This is a genomic window from Pseudomonas sp. HPB0071, assembly GCF_000478505.2.
GTDB classification, from domain to species: Bacteria; Pseudomonadota; Gammaproteobacteria; order Pseudomonadales; family Pseudomonadaceae; genus Chryseomonas; species Chryseomonas luteola.
In genome coordinates, this window is record NZ_KI517367.1 from 1540982 (window position 1) to 1562695 (window position 21714).

Sequence of the window (21714 nt, forward strand, 5' to 3'; positions counted from 1 at the left end):
CTCTCCGCGCCCTGTTCTTCAAGGAAAGAAGGCTCAGCAGGATGCTGGACGCAAATGAAAGCCATATCACCCTTTCGCTCGAAGGCCTGTCGACAGACCTGCAGGTCCTGAGCTTTGAAGGTCACGAAGCCCTCAATCTGACGTATCGTTTCGATATCGAGCTTGTCAGCGAACAGCCTGATCTCGATCTGGAAAGCCTGCTGCACAAGCCGGCCTACCTTGCTTTTGGCCCTAGCGGCTGCGGTGTTCACGGGCTGGTCTACCGCGCCGCTCAAGGCGACTCAGGCAAGCGCCTGACGCGCTACCGTGTCAGCCTTGTGCCTCAACTGGCCTACCTGGCGCACCGCGTTAATCAGCGCATTTTCCAGCAGCTTACCGTCCCCAAGATCATCGAAGCGATCCTCAAGGAACACGGCTTGTTTGAAGGAGCCTACCGCTTCCAGCTCGGCAAGACGGTCTATCCACCGAGGGACTACTGTGTTCAATACGATGAGAGCGACCTACATTTCATCCAGCGTCTCTGTGAAGAAGAAGGCCTGAGTTACCACTTTCAACACAGCGGCAGCGGTCATGTGCTCGTTTTTGGAGACGATCAGACGGTCTTCCCCAAGCTCTCATCTGTGCCTTATCAGCAAGACTCCGGCTTAACGGCTCAACATGAAGTCGTTCGCCGTTTCGGTGTGCGCCTGGCGACGCGAACCAGTCGGGTTACACGCCGCGATTACAACTTCGAGAAGCCACGCCTGTTGATGGAGGCAGCCTACCAGGGTCCGTCCTCCCCTGATCTGGAGGACTATGACTATCCGGGCCGCTTTACCGATCGTACCCGGGGCAAACACCTTGCCCAACGCGCATTGGAGCGCCATCAGGCTGATTCACAACTCGCAGAGGGACAAAGCGACGCGGGCTTGGTCAGCGGATACTTTCTCCCGTTGAGCAACCACCCACGCACGTCCTGGAATGCCCTCTGGCTTATCCAGGAAGTCTTCCATGAAGGAAGACAGCCTCAGGTGTTGGAAGAGTCCGTCACCAGTGACGTCTCCAAAGAAGATGGTTTCACTCAGGGCTACCGCAACCGCTTTACCGCTACCCCATGGGACGTCCCCTACCGCCCGGCTCTTGAGCACCCAAAGCCTGCTGTTTTGGGAAGTCAAACGGCAGTCGTGACAGGTCCCCAAGGCGAAGAAATCCATTGCGATGAGTATGGCCGTGTAAAAGTCCAGTTTCATTGGGATCGCGAAGGCCAAGCTAACGAGCAGACCAGTTGCTGGCTCCGTGTAGCCAGTAACTGGGCCGGTGACCGCTACGGTGGCATCGCCATTCCCCGTATCGGAATGGAAGTACTGGTCACCTTCCTGGAGGCTGACCCCGACCAGCCCTTGATCACCGGCTGCCTGTATCACAAGGAGAACGTAGTCCCATACGACCTGCCCGCCAACAAGACGCGTACCGTCTTCAAGACCTTGAGCACTCCAGGCGGTGGCGGCTATAACGAGCTGCGCATCGAAGACAAGAAAGGTCAGGAACAGATTTATATCCATGCCCAGCGGGACTGGGACGAGAACATCGAGCACGACCAAAAGATCCGCGTCGGCCATGAGCGGCATGACCGCATCGAGGCAAACAGCTACACGGAATTCAAAGCCGAAGAGCACCACACAACAGACCTGGACCGTAAAACCGAGATCAAGGCCAATGACCACCTTACAGTGGGCCAGAATCAGCACATCAAGCTGGGTAACGGGCAATACATCGAGACTGGTAATGAGATCCACCTGTATGCCGGAAGCAAGGTCGTTATCGAAGCCGGGCTTGAACTCACCGCCAAGGCAGGCGGCGCCTTCATCAAGCTCGACCCCAGTGGCGTTACGTTGATGGGGGCAGCGGTAAACATCAACTCAGGCGGAAGCCCTGGTGTTGGCTCCGGCATTCAGATCCTGGGGCCGCTTGTTCCATGGGCAGCGGATAGTGATAAAGCGGGAAAACTACCCAAGCTAGCACTAGCCAATGTACAGCTGCAAATGGCTATAAGGGCCCGGCAGTTAGGTGCAAGCCGTTGCCCAATATGCGAGGCATGTCGTGAAGGTGTGTGTGATATAGGACATTCAGCAAGATGAGCCCTGTCTACTCATGGATCCAAACCCAAACAAATAAGCAGCGATCGCTTTATTTAATTATTGACTCATTAGCCGAACCTAACCCTATACCGGAGCTATTCGGCTCAGGGGCCATCAAGGAATACGCCAATCTTTACCAGGGCACGTCTTATGAAGAGCTTTCTGCCATCGCACCTTGGCTAATCAGAATTGAAGACATGGGCAACGTAGCTATTCAACGTCTAATTCAACATCCAGAAAGGGACTGGGGTTGGTTAGCCTGTACAGAATTTCATGAATTCTCTGCTATAAAAAAACACTTACAGGACAGGATAGAAATACATGAAGATGAGCAAATATCCCTTTACCGTTTTCAAGACCCCCGCGTAATAGCTAGAAGCCTCGCCTATTTGAAACGTGAACAAGCTCCTTATCTTCTAGGACCCTTTGAAAGTGTTTTATATTGGCACGCGGAAAAATGGAAAGAATATAACAATCCAACCCCTAGCCTCTCTCAGTTACCAGAGCCGCCTTTCCCTTGGCTCTACTCAGAACCAGACGAGATAAAGCAAGAAATTAAAATCTTAAACTTGGAACAGTGGCTATGGGAAAACCAACCAGCCGAAACAACTGAGCTGGCCAAGCAATTACATATACGCACGTGGCTGAAAGATTGTTTAGCTAAAGCTGGAATTTACCAATGGAAAGATGCATATCAGGTATTTTTTCTGCTTATGCAGAACAGACTAAAGCAACTCAATCACCCAGCATGGGAGCCCCTACCAGACGAGCCTCCCTTAGCACATTTTAATCGCTGCCAGAGTCTCTTTAGGCCTCAGGAAAAATGAAAAAAATTATCATATATTCATTCCTAGCGGCCCTTACAGCTTGCTCTTGGGTCGGAAACTCCATAAAGGAAGGCGCCATCAAAGGTGCCAGTTACCCCAGCAGTGCACTTTTTTATTTAAAAGGAAAAATCCCAGAAGATTACTCATTCAAAACTACCGCCTACTACCAACAGAGTGAACCAGCCGCATGCACATTCTATAGTGTAGGGATGGGTAGTTATGTTCCTCGCTCTCATATTGATCAGCATAAAGTCGAATACAAGGATAAACCCCAAGATTTTATCCATCAGATACCGCTGGCATATCACGAGGCCGGGTGCGAAATGAAGTTAGTCAATGTGGATCTAACTGTATTTGCTAAATATGGTTCTAAAGACGGGGAATTTGGCCGTGATGGAGGCCGAATAGGCGTTTATACAAGTTTGCCTGAAACCGTGGTTCACTTTCCCAACAGCAAAGAACTGAATTTAAAGGGAAAATGTATGTGGTTATTTCGACTAATGGGCAAAAATGATGTATTCGCCAAAGTTCTTACATGCCATGGAGCTGACGAAAACTGGCAAGTGCCTGACGACTATGATAAGCGCGGCGGAGTAGGCATCTCGCTAAGACGCGATGAGCTCGACGGAAAAACCATTAATGTTGAGTTCCAAAACTCTAAAGAAGAACGCCCTTACTTCCGGGGTACTTGGTTAAGAACAGAGTCTGGTTGGAAGCCTTGCATTAGAACATCAAAATACGCTCAATGCCAAACCCCGCCTACATTTAGAAAGTTTCGCATGGATAGCCGGGAGTGCACGGTCTACCCAAACTGCACGGAATAATAACATGGATGAATCATTTGCAAAATTAATTTCCAGCCCGGACCAAAATTGTCCATTAAAAAAGGCTTGGGTTAGTTTCAGATTAGTTGATGAGTTCGGCCAAGGCGAGCCTTATGCAAACTTATCTTACTCCTTAATAGATAGCCAAGGCAGCGAGCACATAGGAACTCTCGACGAGAAAGGATATGCGAGAGTTGACCCCATTTATTGTGGGCCCGCAATTCTTAGATTTTCTGAAAAATATAAAGGAAATATAGACGTTTGGTACGATGATTTAATAAATCGTCAAAGTTTTTCTCTTCCTATTACACAATTACAGGCTGTAGCAGAGCAGACTCAGAGGCGAAACAGCAACCAGTTAAGCCCAAACCCGAAAGTAGCAGCCAAGGAAAATGCTGAATTTTATCGAGTAGAGGTACGTGATTTAGTAGAGGTTAACAGTCATCTCCCGCCTGCCTCTAAAATTTTAGCACCTCGCCCCTCGATTGATCTTGCATCTAACTCAAATCAAAAGGATAGTAAAAAATTCGGCATTGGTCTTGCTCCCAACAAACATCATATATTGGAAATCAAAGCTTTAACAGCTTGGCGACCATTACTTTCTCTAACATCAGATTTTTCAGCACTTGATGCTTACCAACTTTCATTACTTACCACTCTGGCTTATGCAGATTTCGGAGAAAAATACAGTACTGGCCAAGAAACACCGCCAATTTACCCAGTCCCTGGAACTATTGGCTATGTTTTGAACAGTAGATTGGCCCACATAGAAACTGGCGCTTTAAATGAAGAGCCCCGCCGCTTTTCAAACGTCAACCCTTACCACCTTATTCTAGAAGAAGTCCCTTACTCCAAAAGACTGGAAGTAATCCCTTTCAATCCGGAATATTATAAAAAGCAAGACGAACAAAAAAACCCTGGGAACTTCATAACCTAAATGATATAGACACTAATACCCAAGCATATATCACTCATGACGACCGCATGGTTCTGATTAGTATAAGAGGGACGCAAGAAAACCCGCCTGACTTATTACGCGATATAGATGCGAAGCAAGTTCCCTATAAAGAAGGTGTAGGGCAAGCACATCGAGGGTTTTACGAGGCCTTTCTTGCTGTAAAAAATTTTGTAACGCCCTATTTACGGAACTTTTATACTGAACAAAAGATCGTCGTAACCGGCCATAGCCTAGGTGGAGCCATTGCACTTTTAGTAGCCGAATGGTTACGCCGTGATGCTCAAGGCTATGATGTATTACTGTATACATATGGCGCACCTCGCGCTGGCGATAGAAATTTTGTCGAAGGTGCATCCGAACTAATCCATCATCGGCTTGTTAACCATAACGATCCTATTCCAAGTTTACCTGCAACATGGATGGACACAGACCAGCGAATATTTATCCCTGGAATAGCGGCACTTATTACAGGAGCAACTGGAATAGGCGGTGCAGCATTCTTGGCGGGCATTGTCAATTTAAAAGGTGATAATTACCAGCACCACGGGACACTTCATCACTTTCTACCGCTCCCTATTGGCAGAGGGGAAACCACCTCAGTACTTTGGCAACCGGAATGTTCAGGAATTGAAGAAGCCGCGTGTACTTATTATGCAGCCAACATTAAAAATGACATGCCTGACAGAGCGCTATTCATTGCACAGCTAGCTTCCATGTCACAACACTTTACAGTAGCTGGATATGTTCCGGCTTGTCATGCAACGCTGTTACGCTGGAAAGCTAGCGCTGCGCAGGAAGGTCAAAGCTTGACCAAACGCGAGCAAGAATGGTTAGAAAAGGAAATCTATAGTTATCAAAAAAACTTAGAGTTATGGGAAAAGCAAGCCTGGCAAAAATATGACGCCCTACACCGACACCAAGAAGTTTCCTTAAGTCTACGCAGGCAGCAATTCGAACAGGCTATTAGCTTCGCCGCTGCCGAAAGGAGACGCTTACCCCGTACCTTAGGCCGTATCAGGGAGCTAGCTCAAAAGCCTATTTCGCTTGAAAATGTATACGGATCTCAAATAAACAATCCTATGCTTTTAAGCCTAATAAGCCGATGGCAACAACACGATGAAAACCTACCGTCCAAAACACCTCAACTAGCCTCTATACCTAGAACATATAAACCCAGTTACGTCTAGTTGTCCTACAAAAGGCTTAAGCTAACCGCTTCATAAGTGCGGTTAGCGGCCAATTTATTAGAAGACATATCTCTAACATCAAAAACATCAAAAACATCAAAACACCAACTTAATGTAAAACTTAAAGATCAAAAATCAGGCAATTTAAATATTTCTAACCGACAAACGATAAAATAATTTGCATCTAAATACTTACATGAAATTAGCTATAGGCGAAATTACAACCAACCATCTACATCAAAATTTACTTCTCTCATAGCTTAAATAAAAATTTGATAGATTCATAATCCTTATGCTCCTCTCGATCATTCGAGCAGCCTACCAATACGCCATGTGAGGTCTGCTACTAAAAATACGCTCCTAAAAGTCACATGAATACCGCATCTAATTGTAGATGAAATGGAGTCAGGACCGTACTAAATAGCATTAGCCAAAAGATATGGAAGCCCAACTAAGCTTTGCGGAGCCGTAGCAAATGCAAGCTCGACAAATTTTCTTGACCTCACCATATTACGGAAATATGAGAAATTATTACTTAGAAGATGTCGAATTCTTAAAAATCACCAAGCCGCAAGCGGATACGCCTGAAGAAGCCGAGTCAGTTGCAACTATGCTAATAGCTCGAAATGAGTTTATGGCCTGGATTCTTAATTATACAGCTGGACAGCCAATACAGCAGATCGAAGACTCTTTCGAAAAAGTAATTTCTGCCTACGAGAACTATCAACTAGCTCTCGGGCGTTATGAAAATGAACCCAGGATGTCGCCTCTAGGTCTTGACCAGCTTGAAGATTATGAAGACTGCCTCCAACTGATCGGAATAGCTGTATTACTTAATCGCAAGGATCTCCTAGAGCGTATTACTAAAATTGTTGATCCAGGATATGCAGCTGAAGATACGCTTTATGAAGAGCTTGTAGGAGGTGTACTACCCAATCGTGCAGAAATTGATGAATGGTACCATGATAAGCCTTACACTACCTTGATACATGCAATGTATGCCGAAACTAAAGATGAGGCCTCAAAACTTCTAAATCAGTATTGTAAAGAATGGTATCCGTCATTCAAACGTACAACGTGGCATGATACCCATCTTAGTATGACCTCAACCGAAGGTGCATATTTTGGTTACTGGGCTTTCGAAGCCGGCGCTGTGGCCTATCTTTATGGCATAGATGACAGCCAAATCAGCCACATGGTATATCCCAAAGACCTAGTCGCTTATGCTCGGAACCAAAAAAGAGCTGAATGAACCACAACTAAAGGCTCATACAGGAGAAACTCTCTTCTGACCAGACTCTTAATATTTAATACTAGGCAAACTCATTACAAGGTCTCTGCCTAATTATTAAAGTATCAAACAGAGGCAACGATCTAATAAATTATTCGAAGAAAAAGCGCTGTAGCTAAAACAGGACTGTATGAAGGCACATCTGGCGGTAAATACAGACCCCTATCCGAGATATCCAAGAAGTATGTAGACACACGGTATACCTTATAACTCTTGATAAATAAAATTTTTTAACACACAAATTAAATTAAGTTCTTCAAATTAAAGATGCCCACCCATTTAGGTGGGCGATCTTATTAGCACTCCATATAAACCACCTGCGTATGGGTATATTCATACAACCCATGCTTTCCATCCGCCCCGCCAACCCCTGACTTGCGCACACCTGCATGGAAGCCTTGCATGGCTTCGAAGTTTTCGCGGTTGATGTAGGTTTCGCCAAAGTCGATTTCGCGGCAGGCTTGCATGGCTTTGCTCAGGCTGCGGGTATAGACGGATGAGGTGAGGCCGTATTCGGAGTTGTTTGCCAAGGCGATTGCCTCGTCCAGGCTGTCGACGATCTGGATTGGTAGGACGGGACCAAAGATCTCCTCACGCATGATGGTCATGTCTTCACGGCAGCCAGCCAGTACGGTGGGTTCGTAGTGGAAGCCTTGGGGAATATCTGCGACCTTGCCACCAGAGATGACTGTAGCGCCCTGACTGACTGCCGTACGCACACGTTCTGCAACTTTATCGAGTCCGGCCTGGTTGATCAGCGGGCCCATTTCTACCGAGGGGTCGGCAAGCGGATCTCCGTAGCGCGTTTCACTCATGGCAGCACTGACACGTGAGATGAATTCATCGGCTACGCCACGCTCGACGTATACGCGCTCGGCACAGTTACAGACCTGTCCGGTATTGATGATGCGTGAGCCGCGAATGGCGCGGACGGCAAGGTCGAGATCAGCGTCGGCCAGCACGATGGCCGGTGCCTTGCCGCCGAGTTCAAGGTTGAGCTTGGTGAGGTTGGGTGCAGCCGACGCCATGATGCGGGCACCCGTAGCCACACTGCCAGTAAAGCTGATCATGTCGACACCGGCATGGGCGCTAAGCGTTCCCCCGACCTCCCCTGCCCCACTGACAACATTGAACACGCCGGGTGGTAAGTCCGTTTCGGCGACCAGTTTGGCAAATTCGAAACAGTTGATCGGCGTCTCTTCGCTGGGTTTGATGACGATGGTGTTGCCCGTTACCAAAGCTGGAGCCATCTTGCGGGCAATGAGGAAGAACGGGAAATTCCAAGGCAGGATGCCGGCGACCACCCCCAGGGGCTTACGGAACAGAAAAATGTTTTCGTTGGGCCGGTCGCTGGTGATGATTTCACCTTCAATGCGACGTGCCCATTCGGCCATGTAGTCGATGTAATCAGCCGTAAAGTTGACTTCGACTTCGGCCAAGCCGCTGACCTTGCCCTGCTCCTCAGTGATGATGCGCGCCAGCCGAGGCGCATGCTCGCGGATCTTGGCGGAGATTTTGCGCAAGTACCCAGCGCGCTCAATGGCAGGCCTTTTTGCCCAGGCTTTTTGAACAGCGCGTGCGGCCTCAATGGCACGGTTTACATCATTGCCATTAGAGGCAGGCACGTCGGTCAAGCGTGCACCAGTGGCGGGATTGAAAACCCCTAAATGTTCGCTGCTAGCCTGAAAGGCACCGTTGATGAAGTTCTGATACGGTTGGGTCATGGCCGATTCCTCTTGTTTTAGTAGGTTCGCGAAGGCGCGCTGACGGCCGGGCCTTCCTTGTAGCGACGCAGATTATCCAGGGCTGCCTGACGCATCAGGCTGATATCAATGCCCACTGCAATGAACTGGCAGCCCCAGCTCTGGTAGCGGCGAGCGTCATCCTCTTGGGGGGCAAGAATGCCGCTGACTTTGCCCGCCGCACGGGTGGCATCGATGGCATGACGGATCTTGGCCTGCACGTCGGGATGACCTGGATTGCCGGGATAGCCCAACCCAGAGGACAGGTCCGCTGGACCGACGAAGACCGCGTCGACGCCCTCTACCGCAGCAATCGCTTCGACGTTCTCGACCCCTTTGGCCGACTCAACCTGTACGATCAGGCAGAGCTCCTCATGGGCAGTAGCCAGGTAATCCGGCACACCATCCCAACGGGTTGCACGGGCCAACCCACCGCCAACTCCACGAATACCATGGGGTGGATAGCGCATGGCCCGGACCAGCTCACGCGCCTGCTCGGCTGTTTCCACCATAGGCACCATCAAGGTCTGGACGCCGATATCGAGTAGCTGCTTGATCAGCACGCTGTCACCGGTTACGGCCCTTACCACGGGCTGAGTGGCATAGGGTGCGACGGACTGGAGCTGCGCCAGGATGGTGGGCACGGTATTGGGTGCGTGCTCACCGTCAATGAGCATCCAGTCGTAGCCAAGGCTGGCAATGATTTCCGCCGCGTAGCCTGTAGCAAAGCCGGCCCAGATGCCGTAGGTGGTCTGGTCTTTCTTGAGCGCTGCCTTGAAGGCGTTGTGTGGCATCTGCATAAGAAGTCCTGTTGTGTTGAACGTTAGGGATCAGTGAGAAGCCAGATGGCCCCCTTTTTCAGGAAGCTTGACGACAAAGAAGTAGCTCGCAGCGCCAAGCAGTGCGATTAAAGCCGCAATGACTAGGGCAAGCGTGAAGGAGCCGGTTTGCTGAACGACCATGCCGGTCACCACAGGTGCAAAAGCACCGCCGAAATAGCCGCCAAAGTTCTGGATGCTGGCGAGGGAGGCCACCATGCGTGACGGTACTGCCACACTGACGAGGGACCATGTGCCGGCTACTGCTACATTCAGGCAGAACAGTGCCGCACTGAATAACGCCATGACCGGGACGACGCCCTGGGCATAGGCGCCAAGGACCGTGAAGAAGCCTGCGCCGATCAGGCCGCCGCAGATCGGCCATTTACGGCTGCGGCTGACGCTAGCGCCGCCACGGATCACGCGGTCAACCAGGAGGCCGCCGCTGATGACGCCCGCCGCTCCGGCCAGGAACGGAATGCTGGCGACCCAACCTGCGCTGGCCAGGGACAGATGATGGGTCCGCTCCAGATACGCAGGCAGCCAGGTCAGGTACAACGACAGCATGTAGATGATGCCGACGTAGCCAAAGACGATGCCCCAGGTCACACGCAGCTTGAAAAGCCCGCGCCATTCGGCAAAGGTCATACGGCCCGTGCTGTCACCCTTGGCCATGCCTTCGTCGAGATAGTGTTGTTCCTGTGCGGTAAGGCTGACCTCATCACGGTTGCGGTAGACGGCGTACCAGACGATTGCCACACCCACACCCATGACGCCCATGGCGATGAACATTGCCCGCCAGCCCAGGCCCAGAAGCAGCGCGGCGAGAATCGGCTGGGCAATTGCCGGCCCGAGGGAGGACGCCATGTTGAAGATGCCAGACGGCAGCCCTCGCTCCTTGATGTTGAACCACTCGCTGACAACCTTAGCGCCGGCCGGAAATTGAGGGGCCTCACCGATACCCAGACCGATACGCGCCAGGATCATGTGGTTCAGGCTACTGAGTAATCCCAGCATGCCCTGGGCAATCGACCAGAGGCAGATCCCCAGGCCCAGGGTCAGACGGGCACCAAAACGGTCGAGAATGCCGCCGATCGGCAACTGCGCCACGGCGTACGCCCAGGAAAAGACGGAGAGCAAAAGCCCCATTTCGGTCGGCGTGAAAGACAGCTCCTGGCTAATGGTCTGGTTAGCGATGGCCAGGGTGCTGCGGTCCAGGTAATTGACGAACCCCGCCAGCACCAGCAGTGTCAGCGCTACCCATTGAATACGCTTGAGCCGGGCACTCTTGACCGGGATCACGGTTTCCCGCGAGGTAGACGCAGTCCCCGTTGTTGCACTCGCTGTTGCCTGCATATTGTTGTTATTCATCAAGGCTCTCCAGGAATCGAAATGGAGCGGTGTTCCGAATAAACCCGGAACCGGAAACGCTATTGCAAGTTCACGAACATTCCCCCGTCTACCAGTAGGGATGCACCAGTGACGTACCTGGCCATGTCCGATGCGAGGAATACGACCGGGCCGGCCAGGTCATCCGGCTCCCCCAAGCGTCCCAGGGGTGTCCGTTTAATCATGTAGTCGCGTTTTTCCTGATCGGCCAGGTCGTCCTTGTTGATATCGGTCTCGATAGTGCCCGGCAGTACGGCATTGCAGCGTATACCGTACGGGCCAAGGGCAATGGCACAGGACTGCATGAGTGACAGCAGCCAGAAGTCGTCCCCCACCCGCTCACGCATAGTGGCTAGCGTTTCGATGTTCTTGCGCAGCCCCTCTTCACCTTAAGCAGGACCGTGCTAAAGCGCCAGCTTGCCGCCGATAAAACCCATTTTCTTGGACAGATCGGGCCATGCGCCGGTGGCATAAAACTGAAGCTCGTCCCGCACAGGGCCACCCAGGAGCTGATGGACCGGCCCCTGGCGAATTTTGCCGAGCAGGTCCCACAGAGCCAAGTCCACGCCGAAAATGATGTTGAGGACGATGCCCTTACGCCCGTAGTAGAGCGTGGCGTTGAACATCTAGTCCCAGATCTTGTCAATGTCCGTCACCCTGGCGCCTTCGATGAAGCGAGCCGGGTGCTTCTCGACGATAAACGTGCCCAGCTCACCTCCGGTTGTAACGGCAAATCCCACCGTGCCATCGCTGGCCTCCACCTCTACCACCAGCGTCTCCAGTACGTTGATACCAACGCTGCGGCGCCTCTGCCAGTATTCTGGGTACTTCGCCATGGACGTGGAGATATGGTCGTCGATCCAGTGGGCATCGCCCTGGTAATGATAATCCGCCCCGCCGCCCCGGAGGGTAAACGCACGGGCGTGTTTAATGGTGGGCATGCTTATGGACGTCTCCTTGCAGCGTATCGAAGGAAGCAGCGCGCGTAGTAGGCGCTGCGGGACTGAAGCGGTGTACCGCCAGGATCAAAAGGGCGGCCAGATGGCTGGCACCGGCAAGGAAGTAGAGGCCGGCAGCGGTGGAGTCAAAGGTAGTCTCGACCCAGCGTTTGAGGTTGGGAGCCATGAAGCCGCCCAAAGCGCCAATAGAATTGATCAGGGTAATGCTGCCTGCCGCCGCGCTACCAGCAAGGTAAGCTGAGGGAAACGTCTAGAAGATCGGTTAGACGGCAATGAACCCCGAGGCGGCGAAGCACAGAGCGATCAGCGCCAGCAGTGGCAAGCCGAACGCTACCGAGGCGGCAATACCCAGGCCACCCATGGCAACGGTAAGCGCCGCGGTTGCACGGCAATTGCCGGTGCGGTCTAAGCCAAGAGCTGGAAACCTTTCTGCAACTCTTGCGCCGACGCGCCAATGATCTCGGACTCAGGCCATAAGCCTGACTGTTAAGCTATGGACCTCTAACGGATAGATCACCTGATATGACCCCACGCATACCCTTCTGGCAAAACGCTGCGCAGCTCGACGGCGACGCTCCCCGCAAGTGGCTGTTTGAAGATGAGGGTTCCTTGACCCAGCGCCTGACGCAACTCAGCGGTAACCGCTTTGCGGTGGACGTCATTACTGAAGGATGGCAGCCGCTAAGGGCAGATGAATGCAAGGCCCTGGACGCGCCGCCGGAGACGCTCGGCTGGGTGCGCGAAGTTTTCCTGTTAGGTACGCAGACCCGCTGGGTGTTTGCCCGCAGCGTGGCAACGCGCGAGGCGCTCGAGGCCTCAGGGTTTGAGCTGGCTCAACTGGGCCAACGCCCACTAGGCGCTCTGCTGTTCAGCGATAACGCGTTTAACCGCGGCCCGCTGGAGGCCACGCGTTACCCTGCTGGCTGGCTTCCACAGGAAGAAGTGCAGGATCAGGAGCCGCTCTGGGCTCGGCGTTCGGTCTTTCGCCGGGACGGCCTTGGCGTACTGGTTGCCGAGGTGTTTCTGCCGGCGTTCTGGCAGTTTCTGAAAGATCAAAGGCTATAATCGGCCAGCCCACCGTGAAACGGCTCGGGCTTTCGTTCATTCCGATACGGCGCCGCAATGAAAAAGAACCGCTCCCGTAAAAAACCACAGCCCGCTGCCTCGCTTGCTACCGCCGCCCCGCAGAAAATCATCGGGACCACCCGGCCTAGCAGCCGCATCAAAGACTTCGCCCAACTGACGCGACTGGACAAGCCTATCGGCATCTACCTTTTGCTCTGGCCAACACTCTGGGCCTTGTGGATTGCGGGCGAAGGCCGCCCGAGCGTGAAGAACGTCATCATTTTCGTGCTGGGTGTCGCCCTGATGCGCTCGGCGGGGTGTGTAATCAACGACTTTGCCGATCGAAACTTCGACGGTCATGTCAGTCGCACCAAGGCGCGCCCGCTGGCGACCGGCAGGATAACAACCAAGGAAGCTCTGATTGCCTTTGCCGTGCTGGTTGGGCTCAGCTTCGTGCTGGTGCTGTTTACCAACGCCATCACCATCTGGATGTCCTTTGGCGCCCTGGGTATCGCTGCGCTGTATCCCTTCATGAAGCGCTACACCTATTACCCACAGGTGGTACTGGGCGCAGCCTTCTCCTGGGGAATGCCGATGGCCTTTACCGCCGAAACCGGCTCGCTTCCGCCTGAGGCCTGGCTATTATTCATCGCCAACGTGATCTGGACGGTGGGATACGACACCTATTACGCCATGGCGGATCGGGAAGACGATCTGAAGATCGGCGTGAAATCCACTGCCATCCTGTTTGGCGACGCAGACCGCATCATCATCGCGACGCTGCAGGGCCTTACCCTGCTCTGCCTGCTCCTTGCCGGTGCGCGCTTTCACATGGGCGCGTGGTTCTATCTGGGCCTTGTGGTGGCGCTAGGGTGTTTTGTCTGGGAATTCCTGAGTACACAGGACCGGGACCCCATGAAATGCTTCAAGGCTTTTTTGCATAATCACTGGGCGGGCCTGGCAATCTGGATAGGGATTGTGGTGGATTATTTGGTGCGCTGATCAAGCGGCTTCAGCTTTTTCCCATGCCTTCGGCGCTTCACGTTCTCTACACACTTACAGAGAACGTGAAGCCAGGGCGCAGCGCCTATTGGATACCGGAACAAGCGGTTCTGGTGACTTTACGGCGGCTTTCACGAATGACTCGCTTACCGCCTCCCTGGCACAGGCGATCACTCAGTCGGGCTTGATGAGACCCTGACCCAATCAATCTGCAGTGTTTCACCGCTTCCCATCCGCTGCAAATGATCAGCGACCACCCCTTCCATCCGCTCCAGCTCTTCAGCAGGAAACTCGATCTTTGCCAATAAGACGTCGCCTTGCGCCTCAAGGTGACAGGTTCCCGCCGGGAACTGAATGAAGCCCTTTCCGTCATCGAATTCCACCTGGAATTTATGCCCCCAGTGCTTGCATAACCGTGTGATGTAGCGGCCTGGACTGGCCGTGGCGATACGGGATTCGGACGATGCCATAATCGATCTCCTTGAAGAGGTGATGGGTTTGCGTGCACGCCGCTGTTGCCAGGCGACAGCCAGTCCGCTGAGGCTGATGATTGTCATACCGACCAGGGCGCCCTCGTCAGGTACATGACCAAAGAAAATGAATCCCATCAACCCTGCACAGATAATCTGTCCGTAGCTGAAGGGTGCGAGCAACGCGGGCGGCGCATAGCGGAATGCCTGGGTCAGCAACAAGTGTCCGCCCATTCCACATGCGCCTAACCCTATCATCAAAATGGCATGCGTCCAGCTCGGCGGCTCCCAGAAGAAGGGCAACAGTGATGTCATGATCACACTGTTCACCAGCCCGGCGATGAAATTGCTGGTGGTAGGGCTGTCGGTCGAGGAAAGAATGCGGGTCAGGATCTGGTAGATACCAAACATCACTGCAGACCCCAGCGGTAGCAGAACAGCTGGCGTAAACAGCGAGCTACCTGGGCGAATGATGATCAGAACACCAACAAAGCCGGTTACCACAGCGATCCACTGCGGCCGGGTCACCCGCTCTTTCAACAGGGGCACCGACAGAGCCGTTACGATCAGCGGAGCGAGGAAGTTGACCGCCGTGGCTTCTGCCAGTGGTAGATAACGCAGCCCGGCCGTAAAGAACAGGCTGGTCCCGATCAGGCACAACGCCCTGGCGATCTGCAGTCCGGGCCGCCGTGTGCGGATCACTCCCATCCCCATGCGAGGCCCGAAGACGCCCAGCATCAACACCGTATGGGAAACGTAACGGGCCCAGACGACCATCACGATCGGGTAGAACCCCGACAGGTATTTGGACATCGTGTCATGGCTGGCAAACAAGAGTATCGCGAGACAAATCAGCCCGATGCCCTTGAGCGGTTGCTCGGCAAGGCCGGAAGACGACTGAAGGCTCATTTATTGTCCTGATCGAGCACTACTGATTAGCAGGCTAAGCACTTGATCGCATAAAGGCCTGGCCCGCATAGGTAAGACCAGTATTGAACAGATGAGCCGGGAAAGAAAAGCAGAAACAGCCCTGGGCAAGCATAACCAGGGCCTAAGGGAATCAGGCCGGCTGCACCTGACGGGCACCGCCACAGGCATTGCGCAGGCTAAACTCACGCAGCTCGTGCTCTTCGGCTTCCAGAACGCCGGGCAGTCGCTCACGCAAGAACGCCACGAACGTCTTGATCTTGGCGTCCAGGTACTGGCGGGACGGATACAAGGCGTACACGTTCAATTGTTGCAGTTGATACTGCGGCAGGACACGAACCAGCGAGCCGTCACGCAACCCTTCGATGGCGGAGTAAATTGGCAGGATTCCAATGCCCAGGCCCGCCTGGATCGCTTCAGTCATGGCATCGCCCACGTTGACCTGGAACGAGGTTGTGCCGATGGTGACCATTTCCTGCCCGTTGGGTCCGTCGAAAACCCACTTTTCCAGCGGCACGACCGGACTCACCAGTCTCATACAGTCATGACTTGGCAGATCCGATGGGCTGCGAGGCAGGCCACGCGCTTCGACATAGGCAGGCGACGCACACAGGATGCTGTAGGTATGGCCGATGTTCTGGGAAACAAAGCCGGAATCCGGCAGCTCCGTCGCGACCACAATCGCCACATCGTAGCCTTCATCGAGCAGGTCCGGCATCCGGTTAGCCATGGTGAGGTCAAAGTTGACCTCGGGAAACTGCTGACGATAGCCCGCAATCGCCTTGATCATGTAATGCTGACCGATTCCGGTCATGGAATGGATACGCAGCTTGCCGGCCGGCCGCGCATGAGCATCGCTGGCTTCGGCTTCGGCTTCTTCAACATAGGCCAGGATCTGCTCGCAACGCAGCAGGTAACGCTGCCCCGCCTCGGTCAGGGCGATCCGGCGGGTGGTTCGATGGAGCAGGCGGGTACGCAGATGCGCTTCCAGGCTCGCAACGGCCCGGGAAACATGTGCGGTGGTGGTGCTCAGCACTTGCGCCGCGCTGGTAAAGCTGCCGCTTTCGGCAACACAGGCGAAAACGCGCATATTGTGCAATGTGTCCATGATGCCCCTCATTAGTTAGCAAATAAATTTTGCCATGAACGCAAGAGGGCCATTATTACAAAATGTGAGATAAACATTCACAAACCAGCCGGCTTATCTCAAGACAAGGGGTTTCCTAGAATTCACGTAGGTTTGAGCGACTCTCCCCTCGAATATCTGGACGCCTTCTGTGTCATTCCCCTGTAAGAATTCGCTGCTTGGCATAAGCTTTTTTGTTCTGACTTCAACAATCTCCGGCTGTATCAGTACCCACGGTATCGCGCCGGAGGCTCAACATGTCAATGCCGACACCCTGGCTACGGACGATGCTATCCGTGCGGCCAAGCTGGACGCCCAATGGCCGGCCAGCCAGTGGTGGCGCGCCTACCGTGACCCCCAGCTGGACCGGTGGATCGCTGAAGCCCTGACCAGCAATCCGTCACTGGCAGCCGCAGCGGCACGGGTACGCTCGGCCAAGGCAATGGCCGGACTGGTGGAATCCGCCGAGGCGCCCCACATAAACGGCAGCGTTGACCTGCGCCGTTACACCTGGCCTACGGATAACTTCTATGGCCCGGGCGAGTTGGCCGACCGTACCACCTGGAACAACACCGCCTCCCTGGGGCTCAGCTACAAGCTCGACCTCTGGGGACGCGAGCACGACGACAGCGAACGTGCTCTGGATCGTGCCCATCAGGCAGCTGCCGAAGAACGTGTTGCGGTGCTCGAGCTGACGACCAACATCGTGCGAGCCTACATCCAGTTATCGTTGCAATATGCGCAACGTGATGTGGCCCACGCGACCCTGGATCAGCAGGAGCAGATCGCCAAACTGGCGAAGCGTCAGCTGGAAGGCGGTATCGGCACCCAGTTTGAGGTCAGCCAGGCCGAAGCATTATTGCCGGAAACGCATCGACAGATCGAAGCCCTGGACGAAGCCATTGCGCTTTCTCGCAACCAGCTGGCCGCCTTGGCCGGTAAAGGCCCAGGCGATGCCGCCTCGCTGACACGCCCGCAGCTGCAACTGGGCGCCATGCCAACCCTGCCCTCACGCTTGCCACTGGAGCTGGTAGGTCATCGTCCCGACGTGGTGGCCAGCCGTTGGCAGGTTGCCATGAACGCTAAGGGTGTCGATGTAGCCCGTGCCGACTTCTACCCCAACATTGATCTGATGGCGAGTATTGGTCAGTCGATGACCATGGGCACCTTCAAGGAGTTGTTCACGGCCAAAAAGACAGGTTACTCCTTCGGTCCGGCTATCTCGCTGCCCATCTTCGATGGCGGTGAGCGCCGCTCGCAGCTTGGTATCGCATCAGCAGGCTACGACGCTGCGGTTGCACATTACAACCAGACCATCATCGAGGCGCTGAAGGACATCTCCGATAACCTGATTCGTCTCGACTCGGCCAACAAGCAGGCCGACATGGCCCGTGAGTCCGTGGAAGCGGCGCAGCGCACCTACGACATTGCCCGCAAGGCCTTCGAGCGCGGCCTGACCGATTACCTGCATGTACTGGACGCCCAGACCCGTCTGTTTGCCCAGCAGCGGGTGGAGCAACAGGTCCAGGCCATGCGCCTGAGCGCCCAGGCCGGCCTGATTACCGCTCTGGGTGGCGGTGCCATCGCGCCTGAAGACAGCCCGGACGAAAAGGACCTGAAACCGGCACGTGTTGATATTGCCAAAAAGCCCTAAGGCCCTCATGAAAGCAGAAACGACTTCCACCCCCTCCACCAGCGCGTTTCGCCAGGCGCTTAACGCCTGGGCGAGAAGCGACGGTGTCATGTGGATCTACCTGTTCAAGGTACTGATCGCAGCCGGCCTGACCCTCTGGCTTGCCATGCGCCTCCAGTTGCCGCACCCATCTTCAGCGGTCATCACCGTCTTCATCGTGATGCAGCCGCAGAGCGGCCAGGTGTTTGCCAAAAGCGTCTATCGGTTGCTGGGTACGGTAGCAGGCCTGATCGCCATGCTGGCGCTGGTTGCCCTGTTTGCCCAGGAGCGGGTGCCCTTCCTGGTCTGCATGTCAGTCTGGATTGGCCTGTGCACGGCCGGCGCCATGCGCTATCGCGATATGCGCAGCTACGGCTGTGTGCTGGCAGGCTATACCGCAGCGCTGATCGGCATTCCCGCTGTCATAAGCCCTGAAGGTGCTTTCATGTCAGCGGTTATGCGGGTGCTGGCGATTTCGTTGGCCATTATCTGCAGCGGTATCGTCTCGGCAGCCCTTTTTCCGCAGACCACAGGCGCAGCCATGCGCAACGCTTTGTACAACCGCTTTGGCACCTTTGCAGGCTACGTAGCCGATGTGCTGCGTGGCAAGCTGGAGCGGCATGTTGTGGAGAGCGGTGGAGTGCGCTATGCCGCCGAGGCCGTCGGGCTTGAAAACATGCGCAGCGCCACAGCTTTTGAAGATCCGCACATGCGCATGCGCAGCGGTCGTCTCTCGCGGCTGAACAGTGAGTTCATGACCATGACGACCCGTCTGCACGCCCTGAGTCGATTGCTCCTGCGGTTGCGCCAGCGGCAAGCTGACGTTGTACTGTCAGCATTCGACATGGCACAGGCTGCATTTCTGGAGCTCCTGGACAGCGTGCGTGGTCAGCCGCTGACACCACCGGACGCGGCAGCGGTCGCTGAACGTCTCTCGGCCTTGAGCGACCATACCCGCGTACGCATTCGGGAAGCCCGTGCTTCGCTACTTGCCAACGCGCCCTCCGAAGAAGATCGGCTGGACTTCGAGACGGCTGCCGAGCTGCTCTTCCGTTTGGTGGACGATCTGCACAACTACGTCCAGACCCACGCGTCCCTGGCCGCTCCGCACCATGTACGCGAGCAATGGAAGGCACGCTTCGTGGCCAAGGCCAATGCCATGGCAGCAACCGTGGCAGGCGTACGAACTGCCCTCATGGTGCTGCTGCTCAGCCTGTTCTGGATCATGACAGCCTGGCCCTATGGCGGCATGTTCGCCTCCAACGCGGCTGCCGTGGCCGCCCTCGCCTCGTCCAGTCCGATGCCCCACAAGACCGCCCAACAGATGGCCATCGGTGCATTTTTCGGCGTTACCGTGGGCTTTTTCATGAACTTCTTCGTCTTCACCCAACTGGATGGATACTGGATGCTCATGTTCGCCCTAGCACCCGTCTTCATGCTGGGCAGCTTTGTGGCCTTGCGTCCGGGTTATATGGGTTACGGGCTGGGTAGCATGGTGTTTTTCTGCTTTACCTCGATTCCCGACAACCCACCGGTGTATGACCCGTCAAACTTCATCAACAACGGTATCGCCGTACTGCTGTCCATGGCGACCACAGCCGCGATTTCCTCGATCCTGCTCCCACCCAACAGCGCTTGGCTCTGGCGACGCCTGGAGCGTGACCTGCGCCGTCAGGTCGTTCGTGTAACGAGTGACCCGCTGCCAGGGCTTTCGAGCCGGTTCGAAAGCGCCACGCGCGACTTGCTCAATCAGGCCTACGGTTTGGCCAATGGCCGTCCGCAGGTGCAGAAGGCACTGCTGGGCTGGACCTTTACAGTCCAGGAAGTCGGTCAGGCCATCATTGAGCTGCGTCAGGAGCAGGAGCGCCTACCGGCCGAGCCTCGATTTGCCGAAGCGTCCCCTTGGCGTCAGTCGATCCGCGCCATGGGACGTGCCCTGGCCCGCCTGTTCCTGAAGCCAAGCCAGACCAATCTGCAACGTGCGCTCACTGCGGTGGACCAGGCCATTGCCTGCGTTGAAGCGCAGCGTGAGCCCTATAGCCAGCATTTCGATGAGTCGCCGCTGCGTCGCATCCAGAGCTTCCTGCATTTCATTCGAACCTCCCTGCTCGACCCGCACGCGCCCCTGGCGCAATACGCTGCGCCGAGCGAGCCCGCCACAGGAATCGCCCATGCCTCGTGAGATTGCTTTCCACGGTGTGTACCTGCCCACCGTTACCGTGCTGTTCATTGTTGGCCTGCTGGTGATGTGGGTCGTTGATCGCCTGTTCGCCAGCATTGGGCTGTATCGCTTTACCTGGCACCCCTCCCTGTTCCGCCTGAGCCTGTTCGCCTGCATCTATGGCGTAATGGCGCTGACCGTCTATCGTTGAGAGCCTTGTTTCATGACCTTGAAGAACCTTTTTAGCGTATTGGCGACCCTGATCGTCGTGGTAGCCGCACTGGTGATAGGCCGGCTGCTCTGGGTGCATTACATGAACGATCCGTGGACGCGGGACGGACGCGTGCGCGCCGATGTCATCAACATCGCCCCGGATGTGTCGGGCCTTGTAGTCAACGTGCCAGTGCATGACAATCAGCTGGTCAAGAAAGGCGACCTGCTCCTGCAGATCGATCCGTCTCATTACGAAATCGCTGTGCACCAGGCCGAAGCCCTGGTCGCTTCGCGCAAGGCAACGCTGGACATGCGCCTGCAAAACGCCAAGCGCCGTGCCGATATCGACAGCTTGGTCGTTTCCAAGGAGAGCCGTGAAGACGCCAGCAGCATCGCTTCCTCAGCTGAGGCAGACTACAAGCAGGCCCAGGCTCAGCTTGAAGCGGCCCGCCTGAACCTGTCCCGCACCCGCGTGGTGGCGCCGGTGGATGGTTATGTCACCAACCTCCTGGTCTACCGTGGCGATTATGCTTCGGCCGGTGCACCCAAGCTTGCGATCATCGACAAGAACTCCTACTGGGTTTATGGCTACTTTGAAGAAACCAAACTGCCCCACGTGAAGATCGGCGCACCCGCCGAAATGCGAATGATGAGCGGTATGGTGCTCAAGGGCCATGTAGAGAGCATTGCCCGGGGTATCTATGATCGGGACAACCCGCAGAGCCGCGAGCTGATCGCCGATGTGAACCCGGTGTTCAACTGGGTGCGCCTGGCACAGCGAATTCCGGTGCGCATTGCCATCGATGAAGTGCCCGAGGGGATGGAGCTGTCGGCAGGCACCACCTGCACGGTCGTGTTGGATGACGGCACCGGTCATGATCACCACAACTGGCTGGGCTTTGCCGACTGATCTTGGTACGAGCCCTCTGCGTAATGCACTCCATAGAGTGATACTTCCGACTCGCA

The 21714-nt window shown here is 54.8% G+C and carries 20 protein-coding genes and 2 pseudogenes; 13 read left to right on the plus strand and 9 right to left on the minus strand.

Annotated features, from left to right (window positions below):
- Positions 1 to 41: 41 nt before the first annotated feature.
- The 6 genes from HMPREF1487_RS07405 (at position 42) to HMPREF1487_RS07425 (ending at position 7165) form a co-directional block, all read left to right on the plus strand.
- Positions 42 to 2117, plus strand: coding sequence for a type VI secretion system Vgr family protein (locus HMPREF1487_RS07405; protein WP_010796004.1), 2076 nt, complete (start codon positions 42 to 44; stop codon positions 2115 to 2117).
- The gene (locus HMPREF1487_RS07410) at positions 2114 to 2944 is read left to right on the plus strand and encodes a DUF4123 domain-containing protein (RefSeq protein ID WP_010796005.1); all 831 of its coding nucleotides are present in this window, start codon (positions 2114 to 2116) and stop codon (positions 2942 to 2944) included. Before HMPREF1487_RS07405 ends, HMPREF1487_RS07410 begins: the two co-directional genes overlap by 4 nt.
- Positions 2941 to 3768 (plus strand): hypothetical protein, encoded by an 828-nt coding sequence (locus HMPREF1487_RS07415; RefSeq protein ID WP_010796006.1) that lies wholly within the window; start codon positions 2941 to 2943, stop codon positions 3766 to 3768. Before HMPREF1487_RS07410 ends, HMPREF1487_RS07415 begins: the two co-directional genes overlap by 4 nt.
- A 4-nt stretch (positions 3769 to 3772) precedes the next feature.
- Positions 3773 to 4705 (plus strand): hypothetical protein, encoded by a 933-nt coding sequence (locus tag HMPREF1487_RS26275; protein ID WP_010796007.1) that lies wholly within the window; start codon positions 3773 to 3775, stop codon positions 4703 to 4705.
- A gap of 47 nt (positions 4706 to 4752) precedes the next feature.
- Entirely contained in the window at positions 4753 to 5913 is a 1161-nt protein-coding gene (locus HMPREF1487_RS26280) for a lipase family protein (protein WP_010796008.1), read from the plus strand.
- A 475-nt stretch (positions 5914 to 6388) separates the two neighbouring features.
- Entirely contained in the window at positions 6389 to 7165 is a 777-nt protein-coding gene (locus HMPREF1487_RS07425; protein WP_010796009.1) for a PoNe immunity protein domain-containing protein, read from the plus strand.
- Between the two features lie 335 nt (positions 7166 to 7500).
- Here the strand turns inward: HMPREF1487_RS07425 and aldA are convergent, their stop codons facing one another.
- The 6 genes and pseudogenes from aldA to HMPREF1487_RS27895 all read right to left on the minus strand — a co-directional run bounded on the left by aldA (position 7501) and on the right by HMPREF1487_RS27895 (position 12094).
- The gene (gene aldA / locus HMPREF1487_RS07430) at positions 7501 to 8928 is read right to left on the minus strand and encodes an aldehyde dehydrogenase (RefSeq protein ID WP_010796010.1); all 1428 of its coding nucleotides are present in this window, start codon (positions 8926 to 8928) and stop codon (positions 7501 to 7503) included.
- A 17-nt stretch (positions 8929 to 8945) separates the two neighbouring features.
- Positions 8946 to 9746, minus strand: a complete 801-nt coding sequence (locus tag HMPREF1487_RS07435) for an HpcH/HpaI aldolase family protein (protein ID WP_010796011.1) — start codon at positions 9744 to 9746, stop codon at positions 8946 to 8948.
- A 30-nt stretch (positions 9747 to 9776) separates the two neighbouring features.
- Complete coding sequence (locus HMPREF1487_RS07440) at positions 9777 to 11135, minus strand: MFS transporter (protein ID WP_010796012.1); 1359 nt, start codon at positions 11133 to 11135, stop codon at positions 9777 to 9779.
- A gap of 59 nt (positions 11136 to 11194) precedes the next feature.
- A pseudogene (locus tag HMPREF1487_RS27265) lies at positions 11195 to 11470 on the minus strand (SDR family NAD(P)-dependent oxidoreductase); the annotation flags it as partial.
- A gap of 87 nt (positions 11471 to 11557) precedes the next feature.
- Positions 11558 to 11779 (minus strand): L-rhamnonate dehydratase, encoded by a 222-nt coding sequence (locus HMPREF1487_RS27890; RefSeq protein ID WP_010796014.1) that lies wholly within the window; start codon positions 11777 to 11779, stop codon positions 11558 to 11560.
- Positions 11780 to 12094: an L-rhamnonate dehydratase gene (locus HMPREF1487_RS27895; RefSeq protein ID WP_010796015.1), complete on the minus strand. Its 315-nt coding sequence runs from the start codon at positions 12092 to 12094 to the stop codon at positions 11780 to 11782.
- A 4-nt stretch (positions 12095 to 12098) separates the two neighbouring features.
- Here HMPREF1487_RS27895 and HMPREF1487_RS27690 point away from each other — a divergent pair, with 4 nt between their 5' ends.
- The 3 genes from HMPREF1487_RS27690 to ubiA all read left to right on the plus strand — a co-directional run bounded on the left by HMPREF1487_RS27690 (position 12099) and on the right by ubiA (position 14179).
- Positions 12099 to 12353 carry a hypothetical protein gene (locus HMPREF1487_RS27690; protein WP_177325217.1) on the plus strand — a complete coding sequence of 85 codons (255 nt, stop codon included), beginning with the start codon at positions 12099 to 12101 and terminating at the stop codon, positions 12351 to 12353.
- Between the two features lie 281 nt (positions 12354 to 12634).
- On the plus strand, positions 12635 to 13177 hold the full coding sequence (locus HMPREF1487_RS07460) for a chorismate--pyruvate lyase family protein (RefSeq protein WP_010796017.1): 543 nt from the start codon (positions 12635 to 12637) through the stop codon (positions 13175 to 13177).
- 57 nt (positions 13178 to 13234) lie between these two features.
- The gene (ubiA, locus tag HMPREF1487_RS07465) at positions 13235 to 14179 is read left to right on the plus strand and encodes a 4-hydroxybenzoate octaprenyltransferase (protein ID WP_010796018.1); all 945 of its coding nucleotides are present in this window, start codon (positions 13235 to 13237) and stop codon (positions 14177 to 14179) included.
- Positions 14180 to 14349: 170 nt separating this feature from the next.
- Here ubiA and HMPREF1487_RS27900 read toward each other — a convergent pair whose 3' ends face one another.
- From HMPREF1487_RS27900 to HMPREF1487_RS07475, 3 genes and pseudogenes are all read right to left on the minus strand, one after another.
- Positions 14350 to 14649, minus strand: coding sequence for a DUF2218 domain-containing protein (locus tag HMPREF1487_RS27900; RefSeq protein WP_167670396.1), 300 nt, complete (start codon positions 14647 to 14649; stop codon positions 14350 to 14352).
- A 36-nt stretch (positions 14650 to 14685) separates the two neighbouring features.
- Positions 14686 to 15558: pseudogene (locus HMPREF1487_RS07470) on the minus strand (DMT family transporter); the annotation flags it as partial.
- Between the two features lie 151 nt (positions 15559 to 15709).
- Entirely contained in the window at positions 15710 to 16684 is a 975-nt protein-coding gene (locus HMPREF1487_RS07475) for a LysR family transcriptional regulator (protein ID WP_010796020.1), read from the minus strand.
- 169 nt (positions 16685 to 16853) lie between these two features.
- Here HMPREF1487_RS07475 and HMPREF1487_RS07480 point away from each other — a divergent pair, with 169 nt between their 5' ends.
- The 4 genes from HMPREF1487_RS07480 to HMPREF1487_RS07495 are packed head-to-tail and all read left to right on the plus strand — an operon-like array spanning position 16854 to position 21658.
- Positions 16854 to 18356 carry an efflux transporter outer membrane subunit gene (locus tag HMPREF1487_RS07480; protein WP_010796021.1) on the plus strand — a complete coding sequence of 501 codons (1503 nt, stop codon included), beginning with the start codon at positions 16854 to 16856 and terminating at the stop codon, positions 18354 to 18356.
- Positions 18357 to 18363: 7 nt separating this feature from the next.
- The gene (locus tag HMPREF1487_RS07485) at positions 18364 to 20556 is read left to right on the plus strand and encodes an FUSC family protein (RefSeq protein WP_010796022.1); all 2193 of its coding nucleotides are present in this window, start codon (positions 18364 to 18366) and stop codon (positions 20554 to 20556) included.
- Complete coding sequence (locus HMPREF1487_RS07490) at positions 20546 to 20746, plus strand: DUF1656 domain-containing protein (RefSeq protein WP_010796023.1); 201 nt, start codon at positions 20546 to 20548, stop codon at positions 20744 to 20746. The genes HMPREF1487_RS07485 and HMPREF1487_RS07490 overlap by 11 nt, the downstream gene beginning before the upstream one ends.
- 12 nt (positions 20747 to 20758) lie before the next feature.
- Complete coding sequence (locus HMPREF1487_RS07495) at positions 20759 to 21658, plus strand: efflux RND transporter periplasmic adaptor subunit (RefSeq protein ID WP_010796024.1); 900 nt, start codon at positions 20759 to 20761, stop codon at positions 21656 to 21658.
- The last annotated feature ends 56 nt before the right edge of the window (positions 21659 to 21714 follow it).

Coding starts and splice junctions, on each gene's coding strand:
- HMPREF1487_RS07405 (WP_010796004.1), top strand. CDS start 42: ATGCTGGACGCAAATGAAAGCCATATCACCCTTTCGCTCGAAGGCCTG.
- HMPREF1487_RS07410 (WP_010796005.1), top strand. CDS start 2,114: ATGAGCCCTGTCTACTCATGGATCCAAACCCAAACAAATAAGCAGCGA.
- HMPREF1487_RS07415 (WP_010796006.1), top strand. CDS start 2,941: ATGAAAAAAATTATCATATATTCATTCCTAGCGGCCCTTACAGCTTGC.
- HMPREF1487_RS26275 (WP_010796007.1), top strand. CDS start 3,773: ATGGATGAATCATTTGCAAAATTAATTTCCAGCCCGGACCAAAATTGT.
- HMPREF1487_RS26280 (WP_010796008.1), top strand. CDS start 4,753: ATGGTTCTGATTAGTATAAGAGGGACGCAAGAAAACCCGCCTGACTTA.
- HMPREF1487_RS07425 (WP_010796009.1), top strand. CDS start 6,389: ATGCAAGCTCGACAAATTTTCTTGACCTCACCATATTACGGAAATATG.
- aldA (WP_010796010.1), bottom strand. CDS start 8,928: ATGACCCAACCGTATCAGAACTTCATCAACGGTGCCTTTCAGGCTAGC.
- HMPREF1487_RS07435 (WP_010796011.1), bottom strand. CDS start 9,746: ATGCAGATGCCACACAACGCCTTCAAGGCAGCGCTCAAGAAAGACCAG.
- HMPREF1487_RS07440 (WP_010796012.1), bottom strand. CDS start 11,135: ATGAATAACAACAATATGCAGGCAACAGCGAGTGCAACAACGGGGACT.
- HMPREF1487_RS27890 (WP_010796014.1), bottom strand. CDS start 11,779: ATGTTCAACGCCACGCTCTACTACGGGCGTAAGGGCATCGTCCTCAAC.
- HMPREF1487_RS27895 (WP_010796015.1), bottom strand. CDS start 12,094: ATGCCCACCATTAAACACGCCCGTGCGTTTACCCTCCGGGGCGGCGGG.
- HMPREF1487_RS27690 (WP_177325217.1), top strand. CDS start 12,099: ATGGACGTCTCCTTGCAGCGTATCGAAGGAAGCAGCGCGCGTAGTAGG.
- HMPREF1487_RS07460 (WP_010796017.1), top strand. CDS start 12,635: ATGACCCCACGCATACCCTTCTGGCAAAACGCTGCGCAGCTCGACGGC.
- ubiA (WP_010796018.1), top strand. CDS start 13,235: ATGAAAAAGAACCGCTCCCGTAAAAAACCACAGCCCGCTGCCTCGCTT.
- HMPREF1487_RS27900 (WP_167670396.1), bottom strand. CDS start 14,649: ATGGCATCGTCCGAATCCCGTATCGCCACGGCCAGTCCAGGCCGCTAC.
- HMPREF1487_RS07475 (WP_010796020.1), bottom strand. CDS start 16,684: ATGGACACATTGCACAATATGCGCGTTTTCGCCTGTGTTGCCGAAAGC.
- HMPREF1487_RS07485 (WP_010796022.1), top strand. CDS start 18,364: ATGAAAGCAGAAACGACTTCCACCCCCTCCACCAGCGCGTTTCGCCAG.
- HMPREF1487_RS07490 (WP_010796023.1), top strand. CDS start 20,546: ATGCCTCGTGAGATTGCTTTCCACGGTGTGTACCTGCCCACCGTTACC.
- HMPREF1487_RS07495 (WP_010796024.1), top strand. CDS start 20,759: ATGACCTTGAAGAACCTTTTTAGCGTATTGGCGACCCTGATCGTCGTG.